This window comes from Kitasatospora herbaricolor (genome assembly GCF_030813695.1).
In the GTDB taxonomy this organism is placed as follows: Bacteria; Actinomycetota; Actinomycetes; order Streptomycetales; family Streptomycetaceae; genus Kitasatospora; species Kitasatospora herbaricolor.
The window spans coordinates 35,017-58,546 of the sequence record NZ_JAUSVA010000001.1 but is presented as its reverse complement, the minus strand read 5'-3'; the positions used below and the strand labels follow the sequence as shown (position 1 = coordinate 58,546).

The window sequence follows — 23,530 nt, the reverse complement described above, 5'->3', positions numbered from 1 at the left end:
GGGGAGTTGCGGAGCCGTTATCGCCCGTCACTCATGGGGAAGGTGAAGCGGCCAACGTCCCGAGGGAGACATGGCAGGGAGCGAGCACAGATAGCCGCCGTCACGGCGCCTTCGCCAACCTCGCGACGTCCGGCCGGTGGGTGGAAACGGCGTTTCCACCCACCGGCCGAATCCGATGCAGAGAGGCGCGGGCTCGGCCGAAGCCCCTGTGCATAGAAGTGGCCACAGGCCTCAGCCTTCGTCCGAACCTGCCCTCATACCGAGAACTCGGTCAGCCAGGGCGTCGGCCAGTTTGTAGGTCTTCTCCACGCTGAGTGCCTCACAGATCGCGTCTGCAAGTTCGTCGATTTCAGCCTCCTGCCAGTTGAGCCGGGACAGGTCCGCGGCTCGTTGTACGGGCGCAGTGCGTGGCTCCGCCGCGGGCTGCTCCCGCTGCTCGGGGAGATCGGCCTGAGCAGCGTGCGGAGTGGGGGTGGAAACGGCGTTTCCACCCCCGGCCGGAGGGGTCGGTTGCTCGGGGCTCCTGTTGCGCTGGCGCTTCGGTGCCTGGGTCCTCCGCTCAAGGGCCTGCTCAACTGCCTGCTCTTGCTCGACCTGGGGCAGGCGGCCGACCGTCCTGGCCACCTCGACGGGGAGTGCCTTCTCCTCGACCGCCTGCTGCAGCTCAGGGGTCAGGTTGAGGAGGGCGAGACGCTGGGACACCCAGACGTGCGACTTACCCAGCCGCTTGGCGACCTGTCGTTGTGAGCCGTGAACGACGACCAGCCGCTCCAGTGCCTTCGCCTGGTCGAGAGGCTCGATGTCGACATGCTGAACGGCTGCGACAAGCGCGCTCTCCAGCATGTCGTCGGCGGTTTCCGCCTGGGCGTCGTCGACGTGGATGGGCAGTTCGTCGAGACCGGCGAGGTGGGCGCCGGCAAGGCGTCGGTTCCCGTCCAGGACCACGAAATCTGCCGCCGCCAGGGCAGCGTCCTGTCCTGGGTGAGCCCGCAGGAAGGCATCGCGGGTGACCACCGTGAGGGGCTGGATGATGCCGTGCACCTCGATGCTGTCGGCCATCTCCTTGATCTCGGTGAGTGTCTCGCGTGGGTTGTACGGGTTGTGGGCGAGCTGCTCGATCCGCACCCGGCTGCTGGACACGGTGACGGGGCCGACGGGGGTCTCCACCGGCTTGCCGTCGAGAGCGGCGAGCGCGCGGCCGCGGGCGCTGATCGGCGCCTGCGGCGAGACGGCGTCGAACGTGGAGGATCCGCCGAGGAGAGCCGCCTTCGTCCGGGCACTCATGACAGCTCCTTGACGATCTTGCGCATGGTGTGGGCCTGCTCGCTGTCGGGCGCGTACTCCAGCAGAGGCTGCGTCACGCGCACCGCCTCTCGCTGCTCCCGGAGGTCCTTGTTCACGGCGAGGACGGGTGGGGTGCCGAGGGCCTGCCATTTCTCCAGCGAGGAGGTGGCGATGAATCCGCGGCGGGCGTCGTACTTGTTGACGACGAGTCCGAGCAGTTCGATGTCGAGGTCGTAGTCGGCGCTCAGGGCGTCGACCTGGCGGATGAGCATCCCGTAGGCCTTGGCGGAGCTGTCCTCGGCCTCCACCGGGATCACCACCCCTGAGCGCCCCGTGTCTTCCTCGGTGCGCTTGCGGGCGTAGTAGAGGGCCGCATCCATGGCTAGGCCGAGGCTGGGCGGGGAGTCGATGACGATGACGTCGTAGTCGGTCTCGGCGGAGGCGAGAGCGCGCTCGAAGACGGCGTGCCGTGGGCCTCGGAACATCGCGAGGCCGCCGTCGAGGAGGAAGGCGTCGAAGGCGGCGGGCAGGACGTGCAGCCGGCCGCCGAAGCGGTCGCCGGGGATGACGACGGCGAGGTCGCGAATGGTCTTGCGGGTCTTCTCGCGCTCCAGCATGTGGGTCACCAGGCTCTCCTCGCCCGCGTCGAAGGCGGGGATGTTGAGCTGGTGGCTGAGGTGGCCCTGAGGGTCGTAGTCGATGAGCAGGACCCGTAGGCCTTGTTCCGCGAACCCTTGGGCGGTCCCACCGGCGACGGCGGTTTTGCCGACGCCGCCCTTCTGGTTGGCGACGACGATGCGGCGGGCGGGCTGGGCGTTGCGGGGTGTGGCTTCGGTGCCGGCGTTCTGGTCGAGCCAGAGGCGGACGGCCTGGGCGAGGCCCTGGATGTAGGAGACGCCGCGGTCCGCGCAGTCCGCCTTGAAGACGTCGTACATGCCCTCGGGCAGGTAGGTGCCGAAGGAGTCGGCGCCGGCCGTGTCGATGGTGGGGAGCGCCGAGTCGTGTGCCTGCCAGGCGGTGATGCCGGCCGCGACGGCGTCCTGGACGTCGACGCCGAGCTGGGCAGCACGAACCTTGAGTTCTTGTCGAAGGGGAGCAGGCAGCTTCGACGTCAGCTTTTCCCGGTCACCACCGGAGTATGGAGAGGCCATGACGGCAGCATACTGACGTTTGGGTGTGTGACCGAGCATCAGACACGCTAGATATGGTTGAAATATCCGTTTTCTTGCAGCCGATGCCGGCCTTGTAGGTCCGGTGCGTGTGTCAAGCGCCCACATCCGCTGTGTTCGGAGCGCCGCCACGACCGCCACCGGGCACCTCGACGGGAGGGCCGGATAGTGTCCCTCGCTCCTCGGACGACCTCCAAACCCTCCTGACACCAACTCAGCCGTGGATGCGAGAGGGCCCGCGGCGCATGGTGTGCGCCGCGGGCCCCTGTGGTGAGCGGGACTACGGTTTCGGGGCCGGGAGGATCCAGGGGTTCACGGGGAGCGCGGGGGTGTTGAGGGTGGGGATGCTCCAGGTCTGGGCGGGTGTGCCGTTGCAGTCGAGGATGCGCAGGCGGGTGCCCGGGGTGGTGTCGTTGTTGGGCAGTTCCAGGCAGCGGCCGGAGGCGGGGTTGTAGAGGCTGCCGTTGGCACGGGCGAGCCACTCCTGCCGATCCGTGCCGGGGGCGCAGGTGGCGAGGCCGACTGCGGCGCCGTTGGCGGTGTTGCCGCTGGTGAGTTCCAGGCACATGGTGGTGCGCAGGCTGATGGTGGCGTCGGCGGGGTTGACGACGAAGTTCTGGGCGGGGCTGTTGTTGCAGCCGGTGATGGAGATGCCCTGGCTGGTGTCGTTGTTGGGGACGTCCAGGCAGTCGGCGGTGGAGGCGTGCCGGATGGCGGTGGTGGTGGGTTCGGGGACGACCGCGGTGTTGTAGACGGCGAAGTTGCTGATGCTGCCGTTGAAGCTGGGGTTCTGGGCGGTGGGTGCCAGGCTGCTCTGGTACTGGTAGCGGCCAAGGACGAAGGAGCCGTTGGTGGTGAGGCTGGGGGCGGTGGAGCGGTTGGCGCTGCCGGCGAGGATGCCGTTGACGTACAGGCTCATCTCGCCGGTCACGGCGTTGAAGCTGGCGGTGAGCTGGGTCCAGGTGCCGGTCTTGACGAGGGCGGCGTTGTTGCTGGTGCTGGTGTAGACGTAGGGCCAGGCGTCGTTGTCGGCGGTGGCGAGGGCGAAGCGCCAGGATCCGCCGGTGCCTTCGCTGTAGAGCAGGAAGCTGGCCGCGTGCGCGGTGCTCTGGCTGGCGACGACGCCACCGGCGCCGGTTGACTTGACCCAGGTGCTGAGGGTGAAGCTCTGGTTGGGGTTCGCGATGACAGGGGCGGCGGCGGTGGCCATGACTGAGGTGCTGCCGTTGAACGTGGCAACCGAAGTCGGGCGGCCGTCGACCTGGTCGTTGATGAAGGCGACGTTCGTTTCGGCGGCGTTGGGGGTGCCGGGGACGGCGTCGCCGCTCTCGTGCAGGGGCCATTGCTTGCCAGGGGCTTGGGTGTTGCCGCGATAGTGGTCGGTGCCGAGCGCGGTGACACGGCCGTTGGTCGCCGTCGCAGGCCAGACGTGCAAGTTGCCGACCTTGTCCAGGGCCCACAGGTCGGGAATGCCGTCACCGGTTTGGTCACCATCGGCGCCGACGGTTGGGTAGTCCTCCGTCTTGATGCCGGTGTGGATCAGCGAAGCAGAGGTAGGAGAGACCGCAACAACTACCGTGTAGTCGCCCAGCTCGTCGGTGCGGGTCTGGGTCGTCAGGGCGTACTGGTTGATGTCCCCTTCTTGGCCGGATCCGGCAGTGACGCGGGTACGAGTCCAGAGCGCCGGGGCGATGGGTACGGTGCCGCTGACGTCGATGGCCAGGGTGTTGCCTGGGATCATCAGGTCGAGGTCGTCCCAACCACCGGCTGACACAAGATTTGGTGCGCGGAGCTTGTTGCCAGATTCGACTGGGTAGTACCAGAGGCTGTGGGCGTGGACTGCCAGGAATCCTGTGGCGTTCTTGGGATCACGGTCAGGGATGCGGACGTTGCTCGGGGCTCCGATGGGGGTTATCTGGCTGGTGTTCTGCCACAACTCGTTCTGCCGGTAGGCCGGGCAGGCGACCGCATCTCCCTGGCAATTCGGCCGCTTCAGCTCAACCGCTGTTCTCTGAACGAAATGGCCGGCGTCCGACTGAGGGTTCGCAAAGTAGTAGAGCTTGTCACCGCCGTCTCGGTGGACGAACAGGTCGTCACGGCTGGATCCGGGGTCCATGGAGCCGCGGTGAGTGACATGGAAATCCTTCCACCCTCCTGCGGTGGGCTCGGGCGCCTGATTGATGGCGGCCGCCGTGCCGCTCGGAAGGACACTGGCGTTCCCAGGGTCGGTGGCGCGGCCGTGGGTGATGAGGTTGCCGGCGGTGTCGGGGACGAGGATGTCGGGGCGGGAATCACCCGTGGTGTCGCCGAAGGCGACCGGCCCGTCCGTCCAGGGGACGTAGAAGGCGTAGGAAAGGGTCTGGGAGGCGTTGCCGGCCTCGTCGAAGACCTGCGCGTAGAGGATGTTGGTCCCCCAGTGCGTGGGCTTCGTGGTGAGCTCGGTGACGCTCAGCGGGATGCCGCAGACCTGATCGGATCTCTGCAGGTCCAGTTGCGGGTCGTAGCCCCAACGAACGCAGGCGAGGCCGGAGGCGAGAAGCCCGGAGGGGTTGGGATCGTAGGCGGCGAAGGGGATCTTCCCGGTGGCGCCCAGGCGAAGATTCGTGATCTGACCGTTTCCGGAGGGCGGGAACTGTGTGACCGGGTCGGTGAAGGTGCCGAAGGCGGCGACGGGTGGGGTGGTGTCGACGGCGAAGTGACACACGGGGGTGGCGGCGCCGCGGAGCAGGCCGTCGTCGCCCTGGGTCTGCCAGCCGTAGTAGTGCCCGTCCTTCAGCGTGCCGAGGGGGACGGTGTAGGTGGCCCGGGTGTCTCTGGGGACGAAGCCCGTCCAGCCGCTGTTGACGCCGGGGGCACCTGGGACGGAGTTGTCCCAGATGCTGACGAACTGGGTGAGCTGGGTCTGGTTGTAGCTGCTGACGACGGAGCTGAGGCGCACTCCGGTGTCGGTGATCCAACCGTAGTCGGACAGTGGCGCGTCGTAGCAGGCGTCGGTGTCCGTCCCAGTGACGCGGTTGGGCGTCGGCAGTGCCTTCGGGTCGCTCGGCGTCAGCGGGGGGTGGTCGTACAGGGTCGACAGGACGGCGTCGTAGTCGAAGCGCTTGAAGCCGTTCTTGTCGCCGGTGCCCTCGTTCCCGGCGAGGAGGAAGGCCAGGGGCTTGCTGGTGTCGGCGAGGGCGCTGCGCATGGGGGCGGTGATGTTGAAGTCGACGCCGATGCCGCCCATGCAGTTGGCGTTGTTGCCGTTGCCTGGCACGTTCTTGCCGTCGACCCACTCCAGCGGCGTGTTGGCGTGGTTGTTCCAGTTGGTGTTGTTGTCGAAGGCGCCTGCCCGGTAGAGGTTCACCGGGTAGGTGGTGGTGCAGGACCAGTCGGCGGAAACGGACTGGGTGACGTGCAGGTTGGCGTAGCTGATCGCGGTGGTGCTGAAGTAGCCATTGAGGTTGAACTCGTACAGGGACCGCTCGATGCCGGTGACAGGTTCCCAGCCCTGGTAGCCGACGCCGGGGCGGTCGCGGCCGGTGGAGCCGGTCTTGTCGAAGTTCGAGCTGATGTTCGGGTAGCCGGACTGGACCCAGGTGTGGTGGCTCTTGCCTCGGGCGTCGTTGGACCAGGACGGGTCGACGTAGATCGGGTAGCTGGTGTTCTCGCCGTCCAGCAGTTCGGGGCTCGGGGAGAGGTGGATCGCGCCCTTGCCGGCTGCGTCGCCGCTCGTGGTGACTGGGATGCCGGCCGTCGTGGCGCTTGGGCCGGGGCCGTCCGCAGTGCTGGGCTCACCTGACGGCGAGGGCTCGGCGCCGGTGGGGCCGTCCTGCTCCGTGAACGCGCTCTGCACTACGGAGCCCTTGGTAGCCGTCGTGCCGCCGGTGGTCGCAGCTGCGGTGGTGGGTGCGCCGGCCGACCACATCTGGGGCGGGGGTGCGGCGAAGACGCTCTCGCTGGCGGTGGTGGCCTTCAGGCTTCCGTCGGCGCGTGCGGAAAGCTCTAGGCCCTTGGACGTGGTGGGGAAGCTCAGGGTTCGTACGGCCGGGTTCGCGGCCGCCGCGGGGGTGTGGAGGATGAGGACGGTGGTGTAGCCGCCGAACTCAGTGGCGGTCACCTTCAGGTCCGTGTCCGGTGCGACGGAGGTGAACAGCGCGCTGTTGCCGCTGACCGTCGGGGTCGGCAGCGCCCCGGAGAACGGCGACCCCACGGAGAGTTGCTTACCGTCCTTGGTGGTCATGGTGGCCAGCGGGCCGCTGCCGCCGCCGGATATCACCAGGCTCTCGCTCGCCGCAGCCGGCGCCAGCGAGCCGTCACCGCTCCACACGAGCGTGTCGTCGAGAGCGGTCCAGGAGCCGTCCGCGCGCTTGGTGCGCTGCGCGTCCAGGTGGCGGTCCTGACGGAGCTTGCCCTCAGGGGTGGCGACCGTGCTGCTGAACTCGTCGGTCAGCGAAGGGACAGGGACCTCTTTGCCGGTCTTGACGGCGTCGGCTATCGCCTGTTCCACCGGATGAGGGGAGAGGATTTCGCCGGCGTGCTTGGCGTCGCCGGCGCGGACTGCGGCCTGCAGGTCCGCCTGATCGGCTCGCGCCGGTAGCGGGGTGAGCGCAAGCAGGCCCGCCGTCAGAGCCAGCACGGCCACCGTGACGGCCGCTTGGAGCGGGGCCGATCGCCGTGGCGCCGAGGGATCGAGGAGCCGCCGGCGGCCCGTCATGGATGTGGGTCTAGTGCGCACGCAATCCCCAGAAGGTCCGGCCTCCAGCGCCGGACGCGCAGAGGTCAGCCGCACGCTCCCAGCGTTCGCACCGCAACGTCAAAGACTGATCTTCACGAATTGTCAGGACTTAGGGAGGAGAAGTGCCCTTTTGTCAAAGTGTGGAATGAATCACAGTGATCATTTTGCCCCATTTGACCCACTGGCAAGGGTAGTTCAGGCGTAAAATCCGGTCGCTCTTTTGCTGACGGAGTGACAGATTTTCTGTCACCATTTCATAGTATTGGGGTTTTTGAGTGGTAGTTCGTAGAAATCTACGACCACCGATCGGTCTCGGGCGGCGTCTGGCCGCGCCGTTGGGCCTGGTCGTCATCTCCTCCCTCCTCGGGCCGGTGGCCGCACAGGCAGCCGAACCCAGTCCCGACTTCTCCCGGGTGTGGGCCCCGCCCAACACACCCCTCCACAACACACCCTCCGTGCCAGCGAAAGCGGCGGCCAAGCCCGCCGAGATCGCCCCGCACTACCCCGTGCCGGCCCGAGCCGTGGCGACACCGCCGAAGGCATCGGTCAAGCAGGAACGCGCCACCGCCGACCTTGGAACCGTCGACGCTGTCAACGGCGCACGGGCAGGCGGGCTGCCCGTCTGGGCCAGCAGCCCGCCGAAATCCCCCTCCGACACCGCGAAGACACCGCGCTCCGTAACGGTGGAGCAGGCGGACGGCGCCAAGGCCGGCGCGGCCGGCGTGAGCGGCCTGCTCTTCTCCCTCACCGCGACCGGAACCACACTCGACAACAGCCCCGCGAACAGTGCCGCACCAACCGGTGCGGCCACCGCACCCGTGAAGATAGCCGTCGACGTGGCCGCGCTCAACGCCCAGAGCGACGGCGGCTTCGCCTCCCGCGGACGCCTGGTCACACTCCCGGCCTGCGCCCTGACCACCCCCCAGGTCCCGTCCTGCCTGGTGCGCACCCCCGTCGCCACCACGTACGACGCGCCCACCAATCGCCTGGTCGCAGACATAGACCTTTCGATTGCCCCCGAGGACGCCGTCGTCCCATCGGTGGGCGCGGCGAAATCTTCCTTCACTGCGGATGCTCCGATCGCCCCTGCAGTGGCGCCAGGCTTTGCTCCCGTCCTGCTCGCGGCCGAGAATGATGGCTCCGGCCCCGGCGGGGCGTACACCGCCACCGCCCTGAGCTCTTCCTCCAACTGGGCTGCAGGCAACTCGTCCGGTGCAATGACCTATTCGTACAGTGTTGAGACCCCACCGGCTCTGGCCGGCCCGGAGCCTGACCTGACATTGGGATACAACTCCTCATCGGTGGACGGCAAGACATCCGCCACCAACTCCCAGGCATCCTGGGTAGGCGACGGCTGGGACTTCAACCCCGGCTTCATCGAGCGCACCTTCAAGCCCTGCAGCAAGGACGGAATCACCAAGTCGGGAGACCTTTGCTGGGGCGGGTACAACGCCACTCTCTCCCTCGGCTCGCACTCGGGCGAACTTGTCCGCGAGTCGTCCACGGCGGCGGCGTCCGACAAGGACACTGGCGTCTGGCACCTCCAGGGTGACGACGGCACCAAGGTCGAGTTCGGCGGGGACGCGGCCAACGGCTCCTACAACGGCGCCTACGCGAAGGTCACCGACACCTCCGGCACTGTCTACTACTTCGGCCTCAACCACCTCCCCGGCGGCGACAAGACCGACCCGGAGACCAAGTCGGCCTCCTACGTCCCTGTGTACTCTCCCCAGGCTGCTGACCCGTGCTACAGCTCGGCCACCGGCCTCGCGTCCACATGCCCCCTGCCCATGTGGCAGCGTCTATCGCTGGACTACGTCGTCGATACTCATGGGAATCTGACGACCTACACTTGGGCCCCGGAGGAAAACTGGTACGCACGCGGAGGCGGCCAGAACAACGGAAACGGCATCCGGGACCGCTACATTCGCGCGACCACCGTTGCCCGCATCGATTACGGCCAGCGACTCAGCGACCAGGTCGCCGCCAAGGGCACCCTGCAGCCCGCCGCCCACATCACCTTCGGCACCGAGGAACGCTGCCTTGGCACTGGCACGACCTGCGATGTCAACAACCGCACCGTCGCCAACCAGAACAACTGGCCGGACGTTCCCGTCGACCAGGAGTGCAAGCAGACCGGAACCTGCACCAACTACAGCCCCACCTACTTCACCACCAAACGCCTGACCAAGATCGCCACCCAGGTACGCGTCAACAACACCTGGCAGGATGTCGACAGCTACGAGCTGAAGCACTCCTTCCCCGACCCCTCCAACACCCCAAAGGACTACCCCAAGGACACCATCAGCCAAAAAGCCCTGTGGCTGGACTCAATCCAACGCACCGGCAAAACCGCCACCGATGCACTCAACACCCCGCCCGTCACCTTCACCCCGGTGATGCTCCCCAACCGCGTCGACGGCAGCGACCTCGTGCCCGCACCGCCGCTGATGAACCGCCCCCGCATCCAACAGATCCATAACGAGACCGGCGGCGTCCTCAACGTCAACTATCAACTCCCCAGTTGCTCACGCGTCAACCATGTGATGCCGGCGGCTGAGGACGACAACACACTCGCCTGCTACCCGGTCCGTTGGTCCCCGCCCGGCTCGGGGGCCGCCGCGGACCCGATCCTGGACTGGTTCAGCCACTACGTCGTCGCTTCCCTCACCGAGACCGATTCCACCACCAACGCCGAGCAGAAGATCACCGCCTACCAGTACGGCAAGGCTGGCTGGCACCGTGACGACAACGAGTTCACCGACCCCAAAGCCCGCACCTGGGGCGAGTTCCGCGGCTTCTCCAACGTCACCACCACTATCGGCAGCGGCAACGATGGTCCCAAGGGCCAGAGCCGAACCACCTACCGCCAGGGCATGGACGGCGACGCCCGAAAGGCTGGTGGCACTCGCAGCATCCCCCTCACCGCGCTACTCGAAAACACCACGGACCCCTGGCTCATCAGCAAGCTCGGCCAAGCCACCGATGTCGACTGGCTCGCAGGGCAGGCCTTGCTGACCGAAACTCTCGACCAGGCAGGTGGCGCTGTAGTAGCACAGAGCGTCAGCAGCTCAAGTGGAATGGTCGAGACTGCTACCCATGAACGAGGTAACGAGCTCCCTAAACTGATTGCCCGCATTGCCCCGACCACCACTACCACCACTACCCGCTCCCGCCTTTCGGACTCGAGCTGGCGCACGAACACCGCAGTGTCAACGACCGATCCCGACCACGGAAACCGCCCTCACACACTGCTCGACCAGGCCGACGGCCTGCCCGACCTGTGTCTGATCACGAGCTACGCAACAGCCCCCCAACGATCCGATCTGGTCGCCGAGAGCCTCACGATCACGGGCACCACGGCCTGCACTGACGCCGCGGTCGACACCGCAGGCGCCGGCAACACGGTCGCACGAGACCGTGTGCTGTACGACGGCTTGTCATACGGCCAGGCGACCGCGACAGGCGACCCGACCGAAAAGCAGGCCCTGGATCACTATGACAGCACGGGCACAGCGAAATTCGTGCCCGTATCCAGCAACACCTTCGACGTCTACGGGCGCGCGATCACAGCTACCGACCCCAACTCCACCGATTCGAAGCACCCCAACGGCGCCACGACAAGGTTCAATTTCTCTTCAGCGGCAGCTGGAGAGCTTCCGACAACGGTGACTGTGTCGGTTCCTGTACCTGGAGCGGACGCCAATACCACTTGGGATGGCGTCACGACCTACGACGCCCGGCGTTCCCTGCCTCTAACTGTCAGGGACCTGAACAGCAAGACCGTCACGAGCACATATGACGCACTCGGGCGGTTGACCGGTGTATGGGCGCCTGGACGTACACCAGCGACCGACACCAATGCAAACAAAAAGTTCGAGTACAACGTCTCTGACAAGACCGGCGTGCCATCGACCGTGACCATGTCGACACTGACGTCCGATGGCCAGTCATCGGTCTACATGCGTCAGATTTCTCTGCTGGACGGTTTCGGCCGCACCCGGCAGACCCAGGCCTCCCCCGCCACGCCCGGCCTACCAGGACGAATGATCAGCGACACCTTCTACGACTCACAGGGTCGAGCATGGAAGTCGAACGCAGCCTGGTACAACGATGCCGACACTCCGTCAACCACTCTGCTCAATGCTGTGGACGACAGCGTTCCGGCTCAATCCCGCACAAGCTTCGATGGACAGGGGCGCCCGGTCATCTCGACGCTCTTGTCATACAATGTCCAGCAGTCACAGACCATCACTGCCTATCCCGGGGCTGATCGTACCGACGTCATCCCCCCGCCCGGCACGTGGCCGACCAGCACTCTCGTCGACGCCCGCGGGCGGACCAGCGAGCTGTGGCAATACAACACCCCCACTGCCACGGGCCAAACCGCTGATGCTGCAGTAAGCCGCTTCAGCTACACCGCAGACGGTGAGCTCGCAACTCGCGTGGACTCGGTCGGAAATACCTGGAGCTACGGCTACGACCTTCGCGGTCGGCAGACCAGCGCCTCCGATCCGGACACAGGCACAACCACCACGACCTTCGACCCGGCTTCCAGGATAACCTTCAGCACGAACGCAAATGGTCAAGTGCTGAGCTACACGTACGACTTGGACGGCCGCAAAACTGGTCTATACGAGGGCCCCGTCAGCGACTCCAACCGACTCGCGGCGTGGACGTTTGACACGGTCGTCAAGGGTCTCCCTGCTTCCTCCACCCGCTACGTCGGCGGTAGCAGCGGACTCGCATATACCACGGCTGTCACCGGCTACGACGAGGCTTATCGTCCAACTGGCTCCACCATCACAATTCCCGGTACGGAGGTCGGACAGAGCGCGGGAACGACGTACACCTACAGCGTTGGCGCCGAGTACAACCCGATCACCGGAAATCTCGACACGACCATGCTTCCCACCCTCGGGGGCTTGCCTCGGGAAAATCTCAACTATTCGTATAACCGCTACGGGCAGATGGTCAACTACGGAGGGGCCACCAGGTACGACGTCGAGAGTGAGTACGACGCGTTCGGTCGGCCGATCCGCTCCACGGTGAATCCCTGGGGTACACAGGTGGTCTCCACCACCGACTATGACCAGGCCACGAGCCGCGTCCTCGGCCAGTACCTGGACTACCAGCCCGCCACCAAGGGCGCGGTGAATCAGACCAACTACACGTACAACCCCGCCGGCGCGATCACCTCGATCACCGACATCCCCGACAACACCCCCACCGCAACCGACCGTCAGTGCTTCACCTACGACGTCCTCGGCCGCCTGACCACCGCCTGGACCGACACCGGGAGCATCACAAAGCCCGACGTGCTCCAGCACAAGACCCAGGACCAAGGCGCCTGCACCAACACCACCCCCACGAGCGGAGCGGTCGCCCCCGCCACGAACACCGTCGGCGGCGCCAACCCCTACTGGCAGGACTACACCTACGACCCGACCGGCAACCGCACCAGCCTCACCTCCCACGGCTCAGCCGGCGCAGCGGCCGTTCTTGACCCCTCGCAGGTCACGCAGATCAGCGCTGCGGCGGACGCTTCCCAGACCTGGGGTGTGGGGTTGGCGGGCGGGAAGGTGTGGACGTCCGCGCAGAACGCGGACGGCACCTGGGCGCCCTTCAGTGACCTGATGGTCCGTGCCGGTGCCCTTGCGAACGTGGAGTCCGTCTCGGCGGCGGTGAGTGACGGCAAGCTGCAGGTCATGGCCGTCGCCGGCGGCAAGATCTGGCACACCCTGCGCGGCGTAGACGGCAAGTGGCAGCCCTGGGGTGACGTCTTCAGCGTTGTCGGAGCGCTCGCTCAGCCCAGCCAGTTGGCTCTCACCGCCACCACATCGGGGCTGGAGGTTCTCACCTTCTCCGGCGGCAAGCTGTGGCACACCGTTCGCCTGGCCAGCGGTTCCTGGCAGACGCAGGGCTGGGGGGACGTTTACAGCGTCGTCGGGCCCCTCACCAGTCCGAGTCAGATGGCTGCGGCAGCCACCGCTTCCGGCCTGGAGATCATGGCCTCGGCGAGCGGCAAGCTGTGGCACACCGTCCGGATGCCCAACGGTCAGTGGCAGGTCCAGGGCTGGGGTGACGTCTACAGCGTCACCGGCACCCTGAGCGGTGCACTCACCGGTTCAGGACAGCTGGCCCTCGCCAGCACCACCGGCGGCCTGCAGACCATTGCCCTCGCCGGTGGAAAGCCCTGGCGGGCGGTGCGCGACTCCGCCGGCCAGTGGGCGCCCTGGGCGGACCTGACCGCCGCTGCGGGTACCGTCGCCGCACCCACCACCGTCGGTGCGGTCGGCTCCGGAGCCGACCTCAAGCTCCTCGTCGCCGGCTCCGGGCAGCTCAACTACACCAAGCGTGATGGCACCAACAATGTCTGGTCGCCCTGGTCGCTCCTCAAGCAGCCGCCGACCACGGACACCACCACCACCTCCGGCTACCCCGCGGCCGGTACCCGCAACACCCCCACCACCGCGGCCAACACCGGCGGCGGAACCGGCGGGGCCCACGCCCTGCTGAACTCCACCGTCACCAGTCCGGGCGGAAGCGAGACCACCGCCTACCAGTACGACGCCGCCGGCAACACCACCCGCACCGGGAAGAACAGCACCGGCGCCGCCGCCCTCACCTGGAACAGCGAGGGCAAACTCGCCTCCTACACCGCCCCCGGCCAGATCACCGGCATCGCCGGCAAATGCATAGCCACCGCCGGCGGCAGCTCCGCGAGCGGCACCAACCTCCAGATCAACAGCTGCTCCAGCGGCGGAAGCCAGCTCTACACCACCGCCGACAACACGCTCAGCACGCTCGGCAAATGCGCTCAAGCCATGGGCACCACCACCGGCGCAGCCGTCCAGCTCCAGAACTGCGACAAGTCCGCAGCCCAGACCTGGACCCCCCGCGCCGACAAGACCCTCTACAACCCCGCCTCGGGCCGCTGCCTCGCCGTCCCCGGCGACGTCACCACCAGCAGCACCGCCCTGGCCCTCGGAGACTGCGCCACCACCGTGCCCGCCGGGCAGAAGTGGACCCTCCCCAACACCACCACCACCTACCTCTACGACGCCGACGGCAACCAGCTCATCCGCCGCAACCCCGACAAGACCACCATCAACCTCGGCACCGACGAACTCACCCTCGACACCGCCACCAAGACCAACCAGACCGGCACCCGGTACTACCCCATCCCCGGCGGCATGACCATCGTCCGCACCGGAGTCGGCACCGCCCCTGGCACCTTCGTCGTCCAGAACGCCGACCACCACGGCACCAACACCACCAGCGTCGACCTCAACACCGGCGCCATCAACCGCCGCCCCACAGACCCCTTCGGCAACCCCCGCGGCACCCAACCCGCCCCCGGAGCATGGGCCAGCGACAAGGGCTACGTCGGAGGAACCAAGGACGACACCACCAAACTCACCAACCTCGGCGCCCGCCAGTACGATCCCACCACCGGCCGCTTCATCAGCCCCGACCCAATCCTTGACGCCGGCGACCCACAACAGTGGAACGGCTACGCCTACAGCAGTAATAATCCCGTCAACCTCAGTGATCCCAGCGGCCTGAGCCCTAACAGTGGTTGCACCAGGCATTGGTACGGTCTGAAGTGCACATATGGAAAGGACCATCCGAGCGGCAACGGGATCGACCTTCTTGCCGGAATCTTCCGCGGAATAATCAATCAGCCAACCGCATGTTTCCGCACCACTGGGCCATGCGACCACGATGCACTCGGCCACAAAATCGATAAATTTGCCTCGGGATTTGGAATAGATACAGAATCTGACACCTACTGGGGCGGATCCAGCGCCGGCAACTTCGCCTTCATCGCCGGAGGCCTCACAAAGCTCGCCACTGCAGGCTACAAAGCAATAAAAAGCGTCACCCACGCCGCCCGCCAAGCCGGCGGAATCAAAAACCTCATCAAAAAATTCACCACAACCCGACTTCGCCCCCCTGTCCCAATCAAGCCAAAGCCTTCGGAATCAGGAGCATCTCGCGAGGCAGAAGCAACGTACTGGGGAGGAAACGGTGGGGGAAGTACTAATTTCCACGGCCCCTACCTCACTCCGCTAACTCCGGGGATCAAAGCGACCATCAATCCCACGGGAGGGAGGCGAAATTGCGGACTAGTTGCATGTGCAACCGATTATCTCCTTGGAGGCAAGGGCGTGAATCCCGTAACGATCCCGGTCAAACCCCTCCAGCCCGAGGCAATAGCAGCGATAATTGGCAGCGGCAGCTTCCGAGATAAGCAGGGCCTGACCAACGTAGTCGGCGATATGGTTCGATGGGGGAATGGGGCGCGTGCCATCGTGATAGGCACTCCCAAGGATCCGACGGAGCCCATGCACGCCTTCAATGTGATCAACGACAACGGGAATATAGTATTCATTGACGGCCAACTGGGCGAAGCCTGGCATGTGGCAAATTGGTTCAAGTATCAAATACTAAGGACAAACTAAAGTGATCAACAAGGAAGAAGCAGTGAAACTGGCCGCCGAATTTTTGGCTGCCGATCTAGATGCATTGCCGGTCGAGGAAAGAATCCCGGTTCGAGTCATCCCGGAAAAGTCGTACATTGACGAATCCCACCTCATCATCATGTACAATTCAGTCGAATTCATCGAAGGCAATGCAAGTCAGGGAATTGTCGGCACCCTTCCAATCAGGGTGGACATGAAAACCAAAGAATGTGAATTTATCTCACTCAAGGAATATTTCGACTATAAAAAGCGTGGAGTCATTCTATGATGCCATTTCGATCACCGAGCTCGCAGCCTGAATGCCACCAAGCCAATGTCTGAAGATCCCCAGTTGAGCCGGATACGAGATTGGCTCCGGCTTCGATTTCACATGAGTAACCTGCGCCGCGCCAATCGGCTGGCATTGAGGTAGCAGCTAGCCTCACCTCTCTCGCTGTCTCGTGACGGTCCGTCGGTTTGTCCGGCGGACCGTTTCGTTTTGTCGACATGGGGTATATAGAGATACCCGCCAGCTGGTCGTGGGTTGCGCCAAGGCGATCCGGCAGCGTGACGCCGCGGTCGACGCCACCCCGAAGACCCCGGAGCAGTAACCGCCCTTGAAGAGAGGCCGTTCACCCTGCGCCGAGTTCGGTCAGGCCAGCAGGCGCACCAAGGGCAGGGTGATGACGTCCGGGGTGATCAGCAGGACCTTGGGGCTGAGGTTTGAGATAGAGGTGACCTCGGCGGCAGCCACCTCGGGCGGGGCTGCGGCGACGGCCGGGTGATGGTCACAACGTCCTTGCGCCAGGTCCGCTCCTGGTCGGCCGCGGTGGCTGCCCAGGCGAGCGGCTGCGCGCAGTGCTGGCACCAGAAGCCGCCCGCCGCCGGGCCCGGCACGACTGTCAGGGAGCTCACGGGTCAGGACAGCTAGGTAGGGCGCGCAGGTTGTCTAGGACGGTGTTTTCTGGCCCCGGGGGGACCGGGTGAGTTCCAGATCTCGTCGCAACACAAGACCCCGAAGGTGTTGCAATGACGAGGAAGCGTCGAGGAGGGCGGATTCCAGCAACCGGCGCAGACACGCAGGTGGACCGCGAGGCGGCGGGCGGGCGCGTCGTCGGGGTCGACGCCCTGGCGCAGCTCCCAGAGCTGCCCAGGTGCGGCAAGGACGAGCGGGTCGCCGTCGGTGGCGCGCTCGCACGCCAGGGCGCAGCGCGGTGTTCTCGGGCAGGTGGGTGGTGGCGGAAACGGGTCTGCGGGGTCGGGTGACCGAACAGCCGCGCCGGTCCCGGTGGCCGGCCGCTGGGTGCGGTCGGGTCCGGGGCCGGCATCGGCGGTCCGCTCGGTGGTTCAGGCCGCAGTGGTGCGGGCGAGGGTCAGCAGCTGCTCCAGCTCGGTCAGGGCGAGGCCGTCGGCGCAGTCCAGGCAGCAGCCGAGCGAGGTCGGGATGCAGTACTCGCCGACGGCGCGGCACAACGGGCACGTGCGGCGGGCGAGCATCATCCGCTGGTGGGCGCGCCAGCGGGCCGCCGTCATCGGGCGGACCGGCAGGGCGAGGGAGCGGCGGAACAGGTACCCGAACCGGAGGCCGTTTCGCCAGGTCACCTGGGCGGCCGGTTCTTGGCCGCCGGGCCGAAGGCCCACGGCGCGCAGTTGGCGGCGGGTCATCAGGTCCGGGTCGGGGTGGAATCGCCACGGGTAGGTGGGCAGGCCGCCGTGGTGTTCGCCGGTGGGGTCGAGGTCGGTTGCGCGCACGCTCGCAGCTCCTTCGGTCAGCGGATGTGGGCCGGCTCCAGGTAGGCGGGGGAGGCTGCGGCGATGCGGTCGACGTGGGCGAATCCTTCAGCGAGCAGTTGTTCGGCGGTGGGCAGGTGGCGGTGCTGCTCGCGCAGGACGTGGTCGGGCACGACGCGCTCGCGGGAGCTGTTCTGGCGCCGGCACAGGTCGAGCGGCAGGTTGAACAGCACGGCTGCGGCCGGGCGCTGCCAGTAGCGGGCGCGGGCCAGCAGGCCGGCGCGTACGTGCGGGAGAAGCGCGGTGCTGTCGATCACGGTGGTGAGGTTCCTGGCGAGGCGGGCATCCAGGAGCAGGTTCTGGATTTCGGCGGCGACCGGGGTGGCGGACTGGTCGGCCATGGAGTCGGTGGCCATCTGGCGGTAGTCGTCCAGGCTCAGGCGCCAGATGGCGGGCCAGCGGCGGGCGGCGAATGTGGACTTGCCGGCGCCGGAGACGCCGACCAGAACAACCACGGTCCCGGGGTGGTAGGTGAGGTTCACGGGTACCTCTCGTCGGTGCGGTGTGTCGGCCGGGCGGCCGGTCCCTGTCCCCGGAAGTCGTGCCGCCCGCCTCGCTGGATTGCGGGGCGGGCGGTGCGGGCCGGGGGCGGGGCCGGTCGGCCGGTCAGCTGATGAGGGCGAGGACCAGGACGGCGAGTATCACGGGGATAGCCGCGACGGCGGAGCGCGGGACGTTGATGCAGCGCTTGAGGCGGTCGATCTCGTCGCTGATCGACTCGCACTCGGCGAGCAGGCGAGCGTGGGAGCGGGAGCCGGCCGGGACGTTGGCCAACGTCCGGCTGCGTTCGTGGTGGACCTCGCGCAGGGCGGCGATCTGGACGTCACGCTCGATGGCGAACACGGGCGGTGGGTTCCTTCCGGGACGGGGTTCGGTGTGCGGTTGGTGGTGCGGGAGGATGGGGGCGGGGCCTTCGGCGAGGTCGGCCCCGTGGGCGCCTTCGGGTGCCTCTGGCCTCCGGGGTGTCTCTTTCATCCCGGAGGCCGTTTCGTTGGGCGCTCGGTTACGCAGAGCGCACGGCGGGCCTGAGCGCGGGCTCGGCGTCCTCGACCGCGTCGCGCACGCGCTGGCAGGTCGAGCGCGTCTGCTTCTCGTCGCCGCTCAGCAGGCCGTTGGCGGTGAGCGCGGCGTGGATCTCCGCGACGCGCGGGCGGCGGCCGAGAGCGTCGTACAGCGGGCGGACGAGCGCCTTGCGGGCGTACATGAGCGCGGCGCCGGTCAGTGCCGAGGTGGGGTGAGCGTCGGCGCTCTGCGGGTGCGCGGGCGGGAGTGCGCGGTGAGCGCCATTCGTTCCGCGACCTGCGGTGATCTCGCGCTCATGTGAGCGCTCGGTGGGTGTGCCCTGCGCGGGGAGCAGGATGCCGTGAGCGGTGGGCAGCGGCTGGCCGCCGTGCGGCGGGCGCGGGGGGTGGTCGTCGTGTGCGCCGCCGGTGCTCTCGGCGGGCGCGGCGTTCGCGTCCGTGTGCGCGGCGGGGGCGGCGTGAGCGGAGGGACCGTGGCCCATGAGCGCATGCACGCGCCAGATGACCACCGGGACCACCATGGCGAGCGGGACGGCGAGGCCCCATTTCACCCGCCACTCTCCGTTATGCGGTTCGACGCCGAAGATGTGCAGTTCGGCGAGCAGCGCGGCGATCTGGCAGGCCATCATCACCACCAAGGCGGTGACGACCTCCCAGGTGATCCGCTTGCGTTCCTCCTCGGTGGCGGCCTTGGCGTGGGCGCGGGTGGCGGCGACCACCCACACGTCCACCGCGACGGGGAACAGCCACGCCAGCCACGAGTCGATGCCGGCCATCACCGCGAGGTGGTGCTCACCGGCGGCGGTGTAGGCGACGCCCGCCCAGAGCGCGACCTTCGGCAGCAGCTTCGGAATGTTGGCCTCCCACCGGCGCCAGGCCTGGCGGACCAGGCCCTTGTTCCGGTCGGCCCACTTCTGCTCCAGCTGCTGCTGCTCGGTGCGCAGCTCGGCGACGTGCTGCTGGGTCTCGGCGAGCTCGGCGAGTGCGTCGGCGGTGACCTGCTCGGCTTCCCGCCGGGCGGTGTTGAGGAGTCGCTGGGCGTCGGCCTCGGCCTTGCCCCGGGCGGAGCTGGCCTGGCGCAGCTGCTCGCCGGTGGCCTGCCTGGCCTCCTTGATGGCCCCCTGGGCGTCGTCGCGCAGCCGCTGCACGGCCTGCTGGCCGCGTTCGCGCAGGTCGGCGGCCTGCTGGGCGCCTTCCTCGCGGAGCTCCTGCGCCTCGGCCTCGGCCTCCTCCAGCAGCCGGCGGGTCTCGGCGTCGGTGTTCTCGCGGACCGTGTCGGCCTCGGCGCGGGCGGCCTCGGTGACGCGACCGGCCGTCGCCTCGGCCTCCTGGCGCATCTCCTCGGCCTGCTCCTCGGCCGCCTTGACGATCCGGCGGGCGGTGGCGGCGGCCTGGCTGCGGATCTCCTCGGCCTCGGCCGCGGCCTCGGTCAGGGTGCGGCCGGCCGCCGCGGCGGCGTCGCGCTGGACGGTCGCGGCGAGCTCCCGCGCACTCGTCAGGTCCTGCTCGGCCTGGGCACGGCCGCTGGCGGTCCGGTCCCGGGTGCGCTCCAGCTCCTCGCGGGCCCCGGCGACCTGGTCCTGGACGTCGGCGAAGTCGGCCGCCGCCCGGCCGCGGCTCCGGCCGGCCTCGCGCTCGGCCTCGCCGAGCACCTTGGCGGCCTGCACCTCGGCCGCCTCCGTGATTCCGGCCGCAACGGCCTGGGCCCGCTGCTCGGCGCCGGCGAGGATCCGGTCCGCCTCCTCCTGGGCCCGGGTGCGGACGGCGGCGGCGCGCTGCTCCGCGTCGGCCAGCAGCGCCCCGGCCCGCTCGGTGGCCTCCTCCAGCAGCCGGTCCACCTGGGCGTGGGCATCAGCGTTGGCCTCCTCGCGCTGTTCCCGGGCGTTCTGGAGGATCAGGTCGGCCTGGTCGTTGGCCAGGTCGAGGATCTGCCGGACCGCCCGATCGGCACGCTGCGTGACGGTCTCGGCCTCAGCGGCGGCGTGCGCGCGCAGCTGCTCGGCCTCCTCAGCCCACTGCCCGGCGGTGGCCAGCTCGCGGCCAGCGCTGTCGGCTGCGCGGTGCAGCACGGCGAGCGCCTGGTCCTCGGCGAGGGCCAGGACGTCGGCGGCGCGGTCGCGGGCGTCGGCCAGGATCGGATCGGCTGCTGACCGGGCCGGCTCGGTCGCCGGGGTCTGGGCCGCGGTGATGCTCTCGGGGGCGGCGACCGTTTTGCGGGGGGTGGACGGCTTGTCCGGGGCGGGCTTGCGGGGCGCTGCGGGGCGCCGGTTGGACGTCGTCCTGGTCGGGCTCATCGGGGGTCTCCGCTCTGTGCGGTAGTGACGGTGTGTGATTTCTGAGCGGGGTAGGGGGCTGCGCGGTCGGCCTGTTCGGCGACCGGGGCATGAGAGGGGCCCCGGAGGGCGTCCGGGGCCCGTTTTCGGGACTGGGAGGGGGGTGTTCGGATCTGATCCGCCTGATCCGTCTTCGCAGGTCACGATCTGTCTGGTGATCCGCCCGGCATCCGCCCTGATCCGCCGCTGCGGCGGATCAGGGCGGATGCCGGGCGGATCGGCGGCGGATCACCAGACAGATCAGGGCGGATCGCCCCTGGGTGACTGTGTGTCGTCAGTCGGTCAGGCTGGTGATGGCCGTCTCGACGTCCCGCAGCCAGTAGCCGGAGGGCGTGTTGTCCATGTCGAGGTCCTTGCGGCGGTCCGTCTTGAGGTTCTCGACGCCGGCCTTCTTGAGGTCCCGGCCGATCTTCTTCACGGCCTCGCGGCGTCGGTCGGCGGGCTCTCGGTCGTCCCACTGGCGCCACTCGGCGCCGGTGGTGGCGAGGTGCTCCAGGACCTGATCGGTGAACAGGAAGTCCGGGTCGCCGGCGGCCTCGAACGCTGCCCTGATCTTTGCCAGGATCGGCGGGATCGCCGCCGTGCCGGTGTCCTGCGGGCCGGACTCGTCGTCGTCCTCGGCGCACATCGCCAGCAGTTCCGGCCACGGAACGTAGCGGAGGTACTCGTCCTCGTCGGCGAACTTGAGGCCCGGCGGGTTCGGTGCCTTGAGGGCGGCGTCGATCGACGCCTGGTCGATGTCGACCAGGCCGGCGGCGAGGCGCTCGGCGGCGCGGCGGCCGCCCTCGTCGTCGGGGATGTAGTGCCACTTGTGGAGCATCGGGTCCTCGGACAGACCCGGCGCGCCGACCACGTAGCTCTTGGCGCAGTCGTTGAGACTGCCGCCGGACTTGGGCTGGAGCCGGTGCGGAAGGTAGCCCCAGTCGATCGCGCCGCCGCCGAGAGCTTGGGTGGTGTCGACGTCCCGGCACGCTCCCATGATCTTGAGCGCGGGCTGCTGGGCGATGTTGGAGCCGAGCAGCTGACTTGTGGCGCCCTGCGCGGCGAAGATCAGCCAGACGCCTTCCTTGCGGCCGACCAGCTGCAGCTCGGCGATGATCTGCTTGCTGCGCTTGGTGAGCTTGGGGAACTCGTCGACGAAGACGAAGATCGCCGGATGCTCGCGGGTGCATGTCCAGGTGTCGCCCATGCCGAGCTTGCGGCGGGTGCGGGCGCGGCCGGCGGCGAGCCGGTAGAGGGAGAGCAGGGCGAACTCGATCTGGATCGGGCTCGTGCTGGTGAGCTTGACCGCGTCGGTGAACTTCCCCGGCCCGTCGCCGCTGGGGTCGAGGAAGACGGTGACCGCGTTGTGGGCGGCGGTGGTCCAGTCGAGCAGTGCCCGGATGATCGTGCTCTTGCCGCCGCCGGAGCGGGCGATCACCTCGCCCATCAGCTCGGCGAGGGAGAACGTGAGGTCGCGTCCGTCGGCGCTCATGCCGAACGTGCCGGCCGTGGTGACGTCGACGGAGTGCGGGGCCCGGTAGGGCGGGGGCTTCATCGCGCCGAACAGGTCGCCGGTGACCACCCGCAGGGTGGCCTCGGCGGTGCGCTTGCGGTTGGGCTGGAGGATCACGTCGCCGTCGCCGACGTCGAACTTCGTCTCCAGGCCGCCGAGCCGCTCGCCGATGTCGCCGCAGGTGCCGTCGGACACCCGGACCACCGTCTCCCAGCCCCACGGGTGCAGGACAGGGGCGCCGACGTAGGCGAGCGGGACCCGTTCGGCGAGCAGCGCCCGCCGCACGCACTCGACGGCCACGGCCGGGTCGGTGACGTCCCGGATCGGGAACGGCTTGCCGGTGTCGCCGGGGAACAGCTCGACTCCCTGCTCGACGTCGGCCGGGGCCTCGCCGGGCTTCTCGCCGGTGAGCAGCTTGTCGGGCGGGTCGAGTTCGGGGAGCAGCAGGTCGTCGGGGATGGGGCGGTGGGTCAGGCGCGGCGGGTGTGCGCCGGTGCGCCAGGCCATCGCGGTGCCGGCGGCGAGGGCGAGCAGGGCGATCTGCGGGGCGTGGACGGCGGCCATGACGGTGGCGATGGATCCGGTGACCAGGACCGCGCCGCGGCGCAGTCGGCCGAAGGTGCGGGCGCGGGCGATCTGCCGCTCGGTGGGCTGTATCGCCCGGAAGGGGACCTTGTTCATGTCGCGCAGGGCCTTCTCCAGGCGCCGGGCGCTCTCGCGGGTCAGGGTCAGCTGGCCGCGCTGGGCGTCGGTGAGGCCGCCGTCGGAGGCTTCCTCCTCGATGCGTACGACCTTCTTCGTCTCCCTGACCAGCGCCTGGCGCAGTTCGTCGCGGCGTTCGGTGAAGGCCTCCAGCTGGCCGGCGACGATGCGCCTGCGCAGTTCCTCGCCGGACTGGTCGGCGGTGCTGCCCCAGTGGGCGAGCAGCTCGCCGATGCCCTTCGCGCCGTCGCCGGTGCGCCGGGCCTGGGCGCCGGCCCAGCGGGCGACCGGATGCGGCTTCTTCTCCTTGCCCGCCTTGGTCTTGTCGTCGTCCTTCTTGTTCTCGTCCGTGCTGGTCGTGGCGTCGGTGTCGGGCGGGGCGGTGGGCTGCTTCGGTACGGCGGCGCCGGCGGGCGGGGCCGCCGGGCCGGTGCCGGCCTTGGCGTCGGTTTCGGTGCTCACGGTGCAGTCCTCCATGGACAGGAATCCGGGCATGCCGGACGTCGGGTACGGGTGGTGATGGTTGGTGGGTCCGGTCTGGGGTGGCCG

10 protein-coding genes are annotated in these 23,530 nt (G+C 68.1%); 2 read left to right on the top strand and 8 right to left on the bottom strand.

Annotation, left to right across the window (positions count from 1 at the left end):
• Nucleotides 1–231: 231 nt before the first annotated feature.
• The 3 genes from J2S46_RS00265 to J2S46_RS00255 form a co-directional block, all read right to left on the bottom strand.
• Nucleotides 232–1,284, bottom strand: a complete 1,053-nt coding sequence (locus J2S46_RS00265; RefSeq protein ID WP_191294787.1) for a ParB/RepB/Spo0J family partition protein — start codon at nucleotides 1,282–1,284, stop codon at nucleotides 232–234.
• Nucleotides 1,281–2,435: a ParA family protein gene (locus J2S46_RS00260; protein ID WP_191294788.1), complete on the bottom strand. Its 1,155-nt coding sequence runs from the start codon at nucleotides 2,433–2,435 to the stop codon at nucleotides 1,281–1,283. Before J2S46_RS00260 ends, J2S46_RS00265 begins: the two co-directional genes overlap by 4 nt.
• Before the next feature lie 298 nt (nucleotides 2,436–2,733).
• Nucleotides 2,734–6,942: a ricin-type beta-trefoil lectin domain protein gene (locus tag J2S46_RS00255; RefSeq protein ID WP_307348095.1), complete on the bottom strand. Its 4,209-nt coding sequence runs from the start codon at nucleotides 6,940–6,942 to the stop codon at nucleotides 2,734–2,736.
• Nucleotides 6,943–7,625: 683 nt separating this feature from the next.
• Here J2S46_RS00255 and J2S46_RS00250 point away from each other — a divergent pair.
• Together J2S46_RS00250 and J2S46_RS00245 are read left to right on the top strand one after the other, a co-directional pair.
• Nucleotides 7,626–15,638: an RHS repeat-associated core domain-containing protein gene (locus tag J2S46_RS00250; RefSeq protein ID WP_307348092.1), complete on the top strand. Its 8,013-nt coding sequence runs from the start codon at nucleotides 7,626–7,628 to the stop codon at nucleotides 15,636–15,638.
• Between the two features lies 1 nt (nucleotide 15,639).
• Entirely contained in the window at nucleotides 15,640–15,927 is a 288-nt protein-coding gene (locus J2S46_RS00245) for a hypothetical protein (protein ID WP_191294212.1), read from the top strand.
• Between the two features lie 1,058 nt (nucleotides 15,928–16,985).
• On the opposite strand, the gene J2S46_RS00240 is transcribed toward J2S46_RS00245, so the two are convergent.
• The 5 genes from J2S46_RS00240 to J2S46_RS00220 form a co-directional block, all read right to left on the bottom strand.
• A complete protein-coding gene (locus J2S46_RS00240; RefSeq protein ID WP_191294211.1) occupies nucleotides 16,986–17,390 on the bottom strand; it encodes an RRQRL motif-containing zinc-binding protein in 405 nt (134 codons plus the stop codon).
• 17 nt (nucleotides 17,391–17,407) lie between these two features.
• On the bottom strand, nucleotides 17,408–17,911 hold the full coding sequence (locus J2S46_RS00235) for an AAA family ATPase (RefSeq protein ID WP_191294210.1): 504 nt from the start codon (nucleotides 17,909–17,911) through the stop codon (nucleotides 17,408–17,410).
• A 124-nt stretch (nucleotides 17,912–18,035) separates the two neighbouring features.
• The gene (locus J2S46_RS00230; RefSeq protein WP_191294209.1) at nucleotides 18,036–18,272 is read right to left on the bottom strand and encodes a hypothetical protein; all 237 of its coding nucleotides are present in this window, start codon (nucleotides 18,270–18,272) and stop codon (nucleotides 18,036–18,038) included.
• Between the two features lie 160 nt (nucleotides 18,273–18,432).
• Nucleotides 18,433–20,745, bottom strand: coding sequence for a DUF2637 domain-containing protein (locus J2S46_RS00225; protein ID WP_191294208.1), 2,313 nt, complete (start codon nucleotides 20,743–20,745; stop codon nucleotides 18,433–18,435).
• A 313-nt stretch (nucleotides 20,746–21,058) separates the two neighbouring features.
• Nucleotides 21,059–23,443, bottom strand: coding sequence for a P-loop NTPase family protein (locus J2S46_RS00220; protein ID WP_191294207.1), 2,385 nt, complete (start codon nucleotides 23,441–23,443; stop codon nucleotides 21,059–21,061).
• Nucleotides 23,444–23,530: the final 87 nt, after the last annotated feature.

What these genes read in the sequence shown, in the direction of transcription:
- J2S46_RS00265 (WP_191294787.1), bottom strand. Translation starts at nt 1,284, where the DNA reads ATGAGTGCCCGGACGAAGGCGGCTCTCCTCGGCGGATCCTCCACGTTC.
- J2S46_RS00260 (WP_191294788.1), bottom strand. Translation starts at nt 2,435, where the DNA reads ATGGCCTCTCCATACTCCGGTGGTGACCGGGAAAAGCTGACGTCGAAG.
- J2S46_RS00225 (WP_191294208.1), bottom strand. Translation starts at nt 20,745, where the DNA reads ATGAGCCCGACCAGGACGACGTCCAACCGGCGCCCCGCAGCGCCCCGC.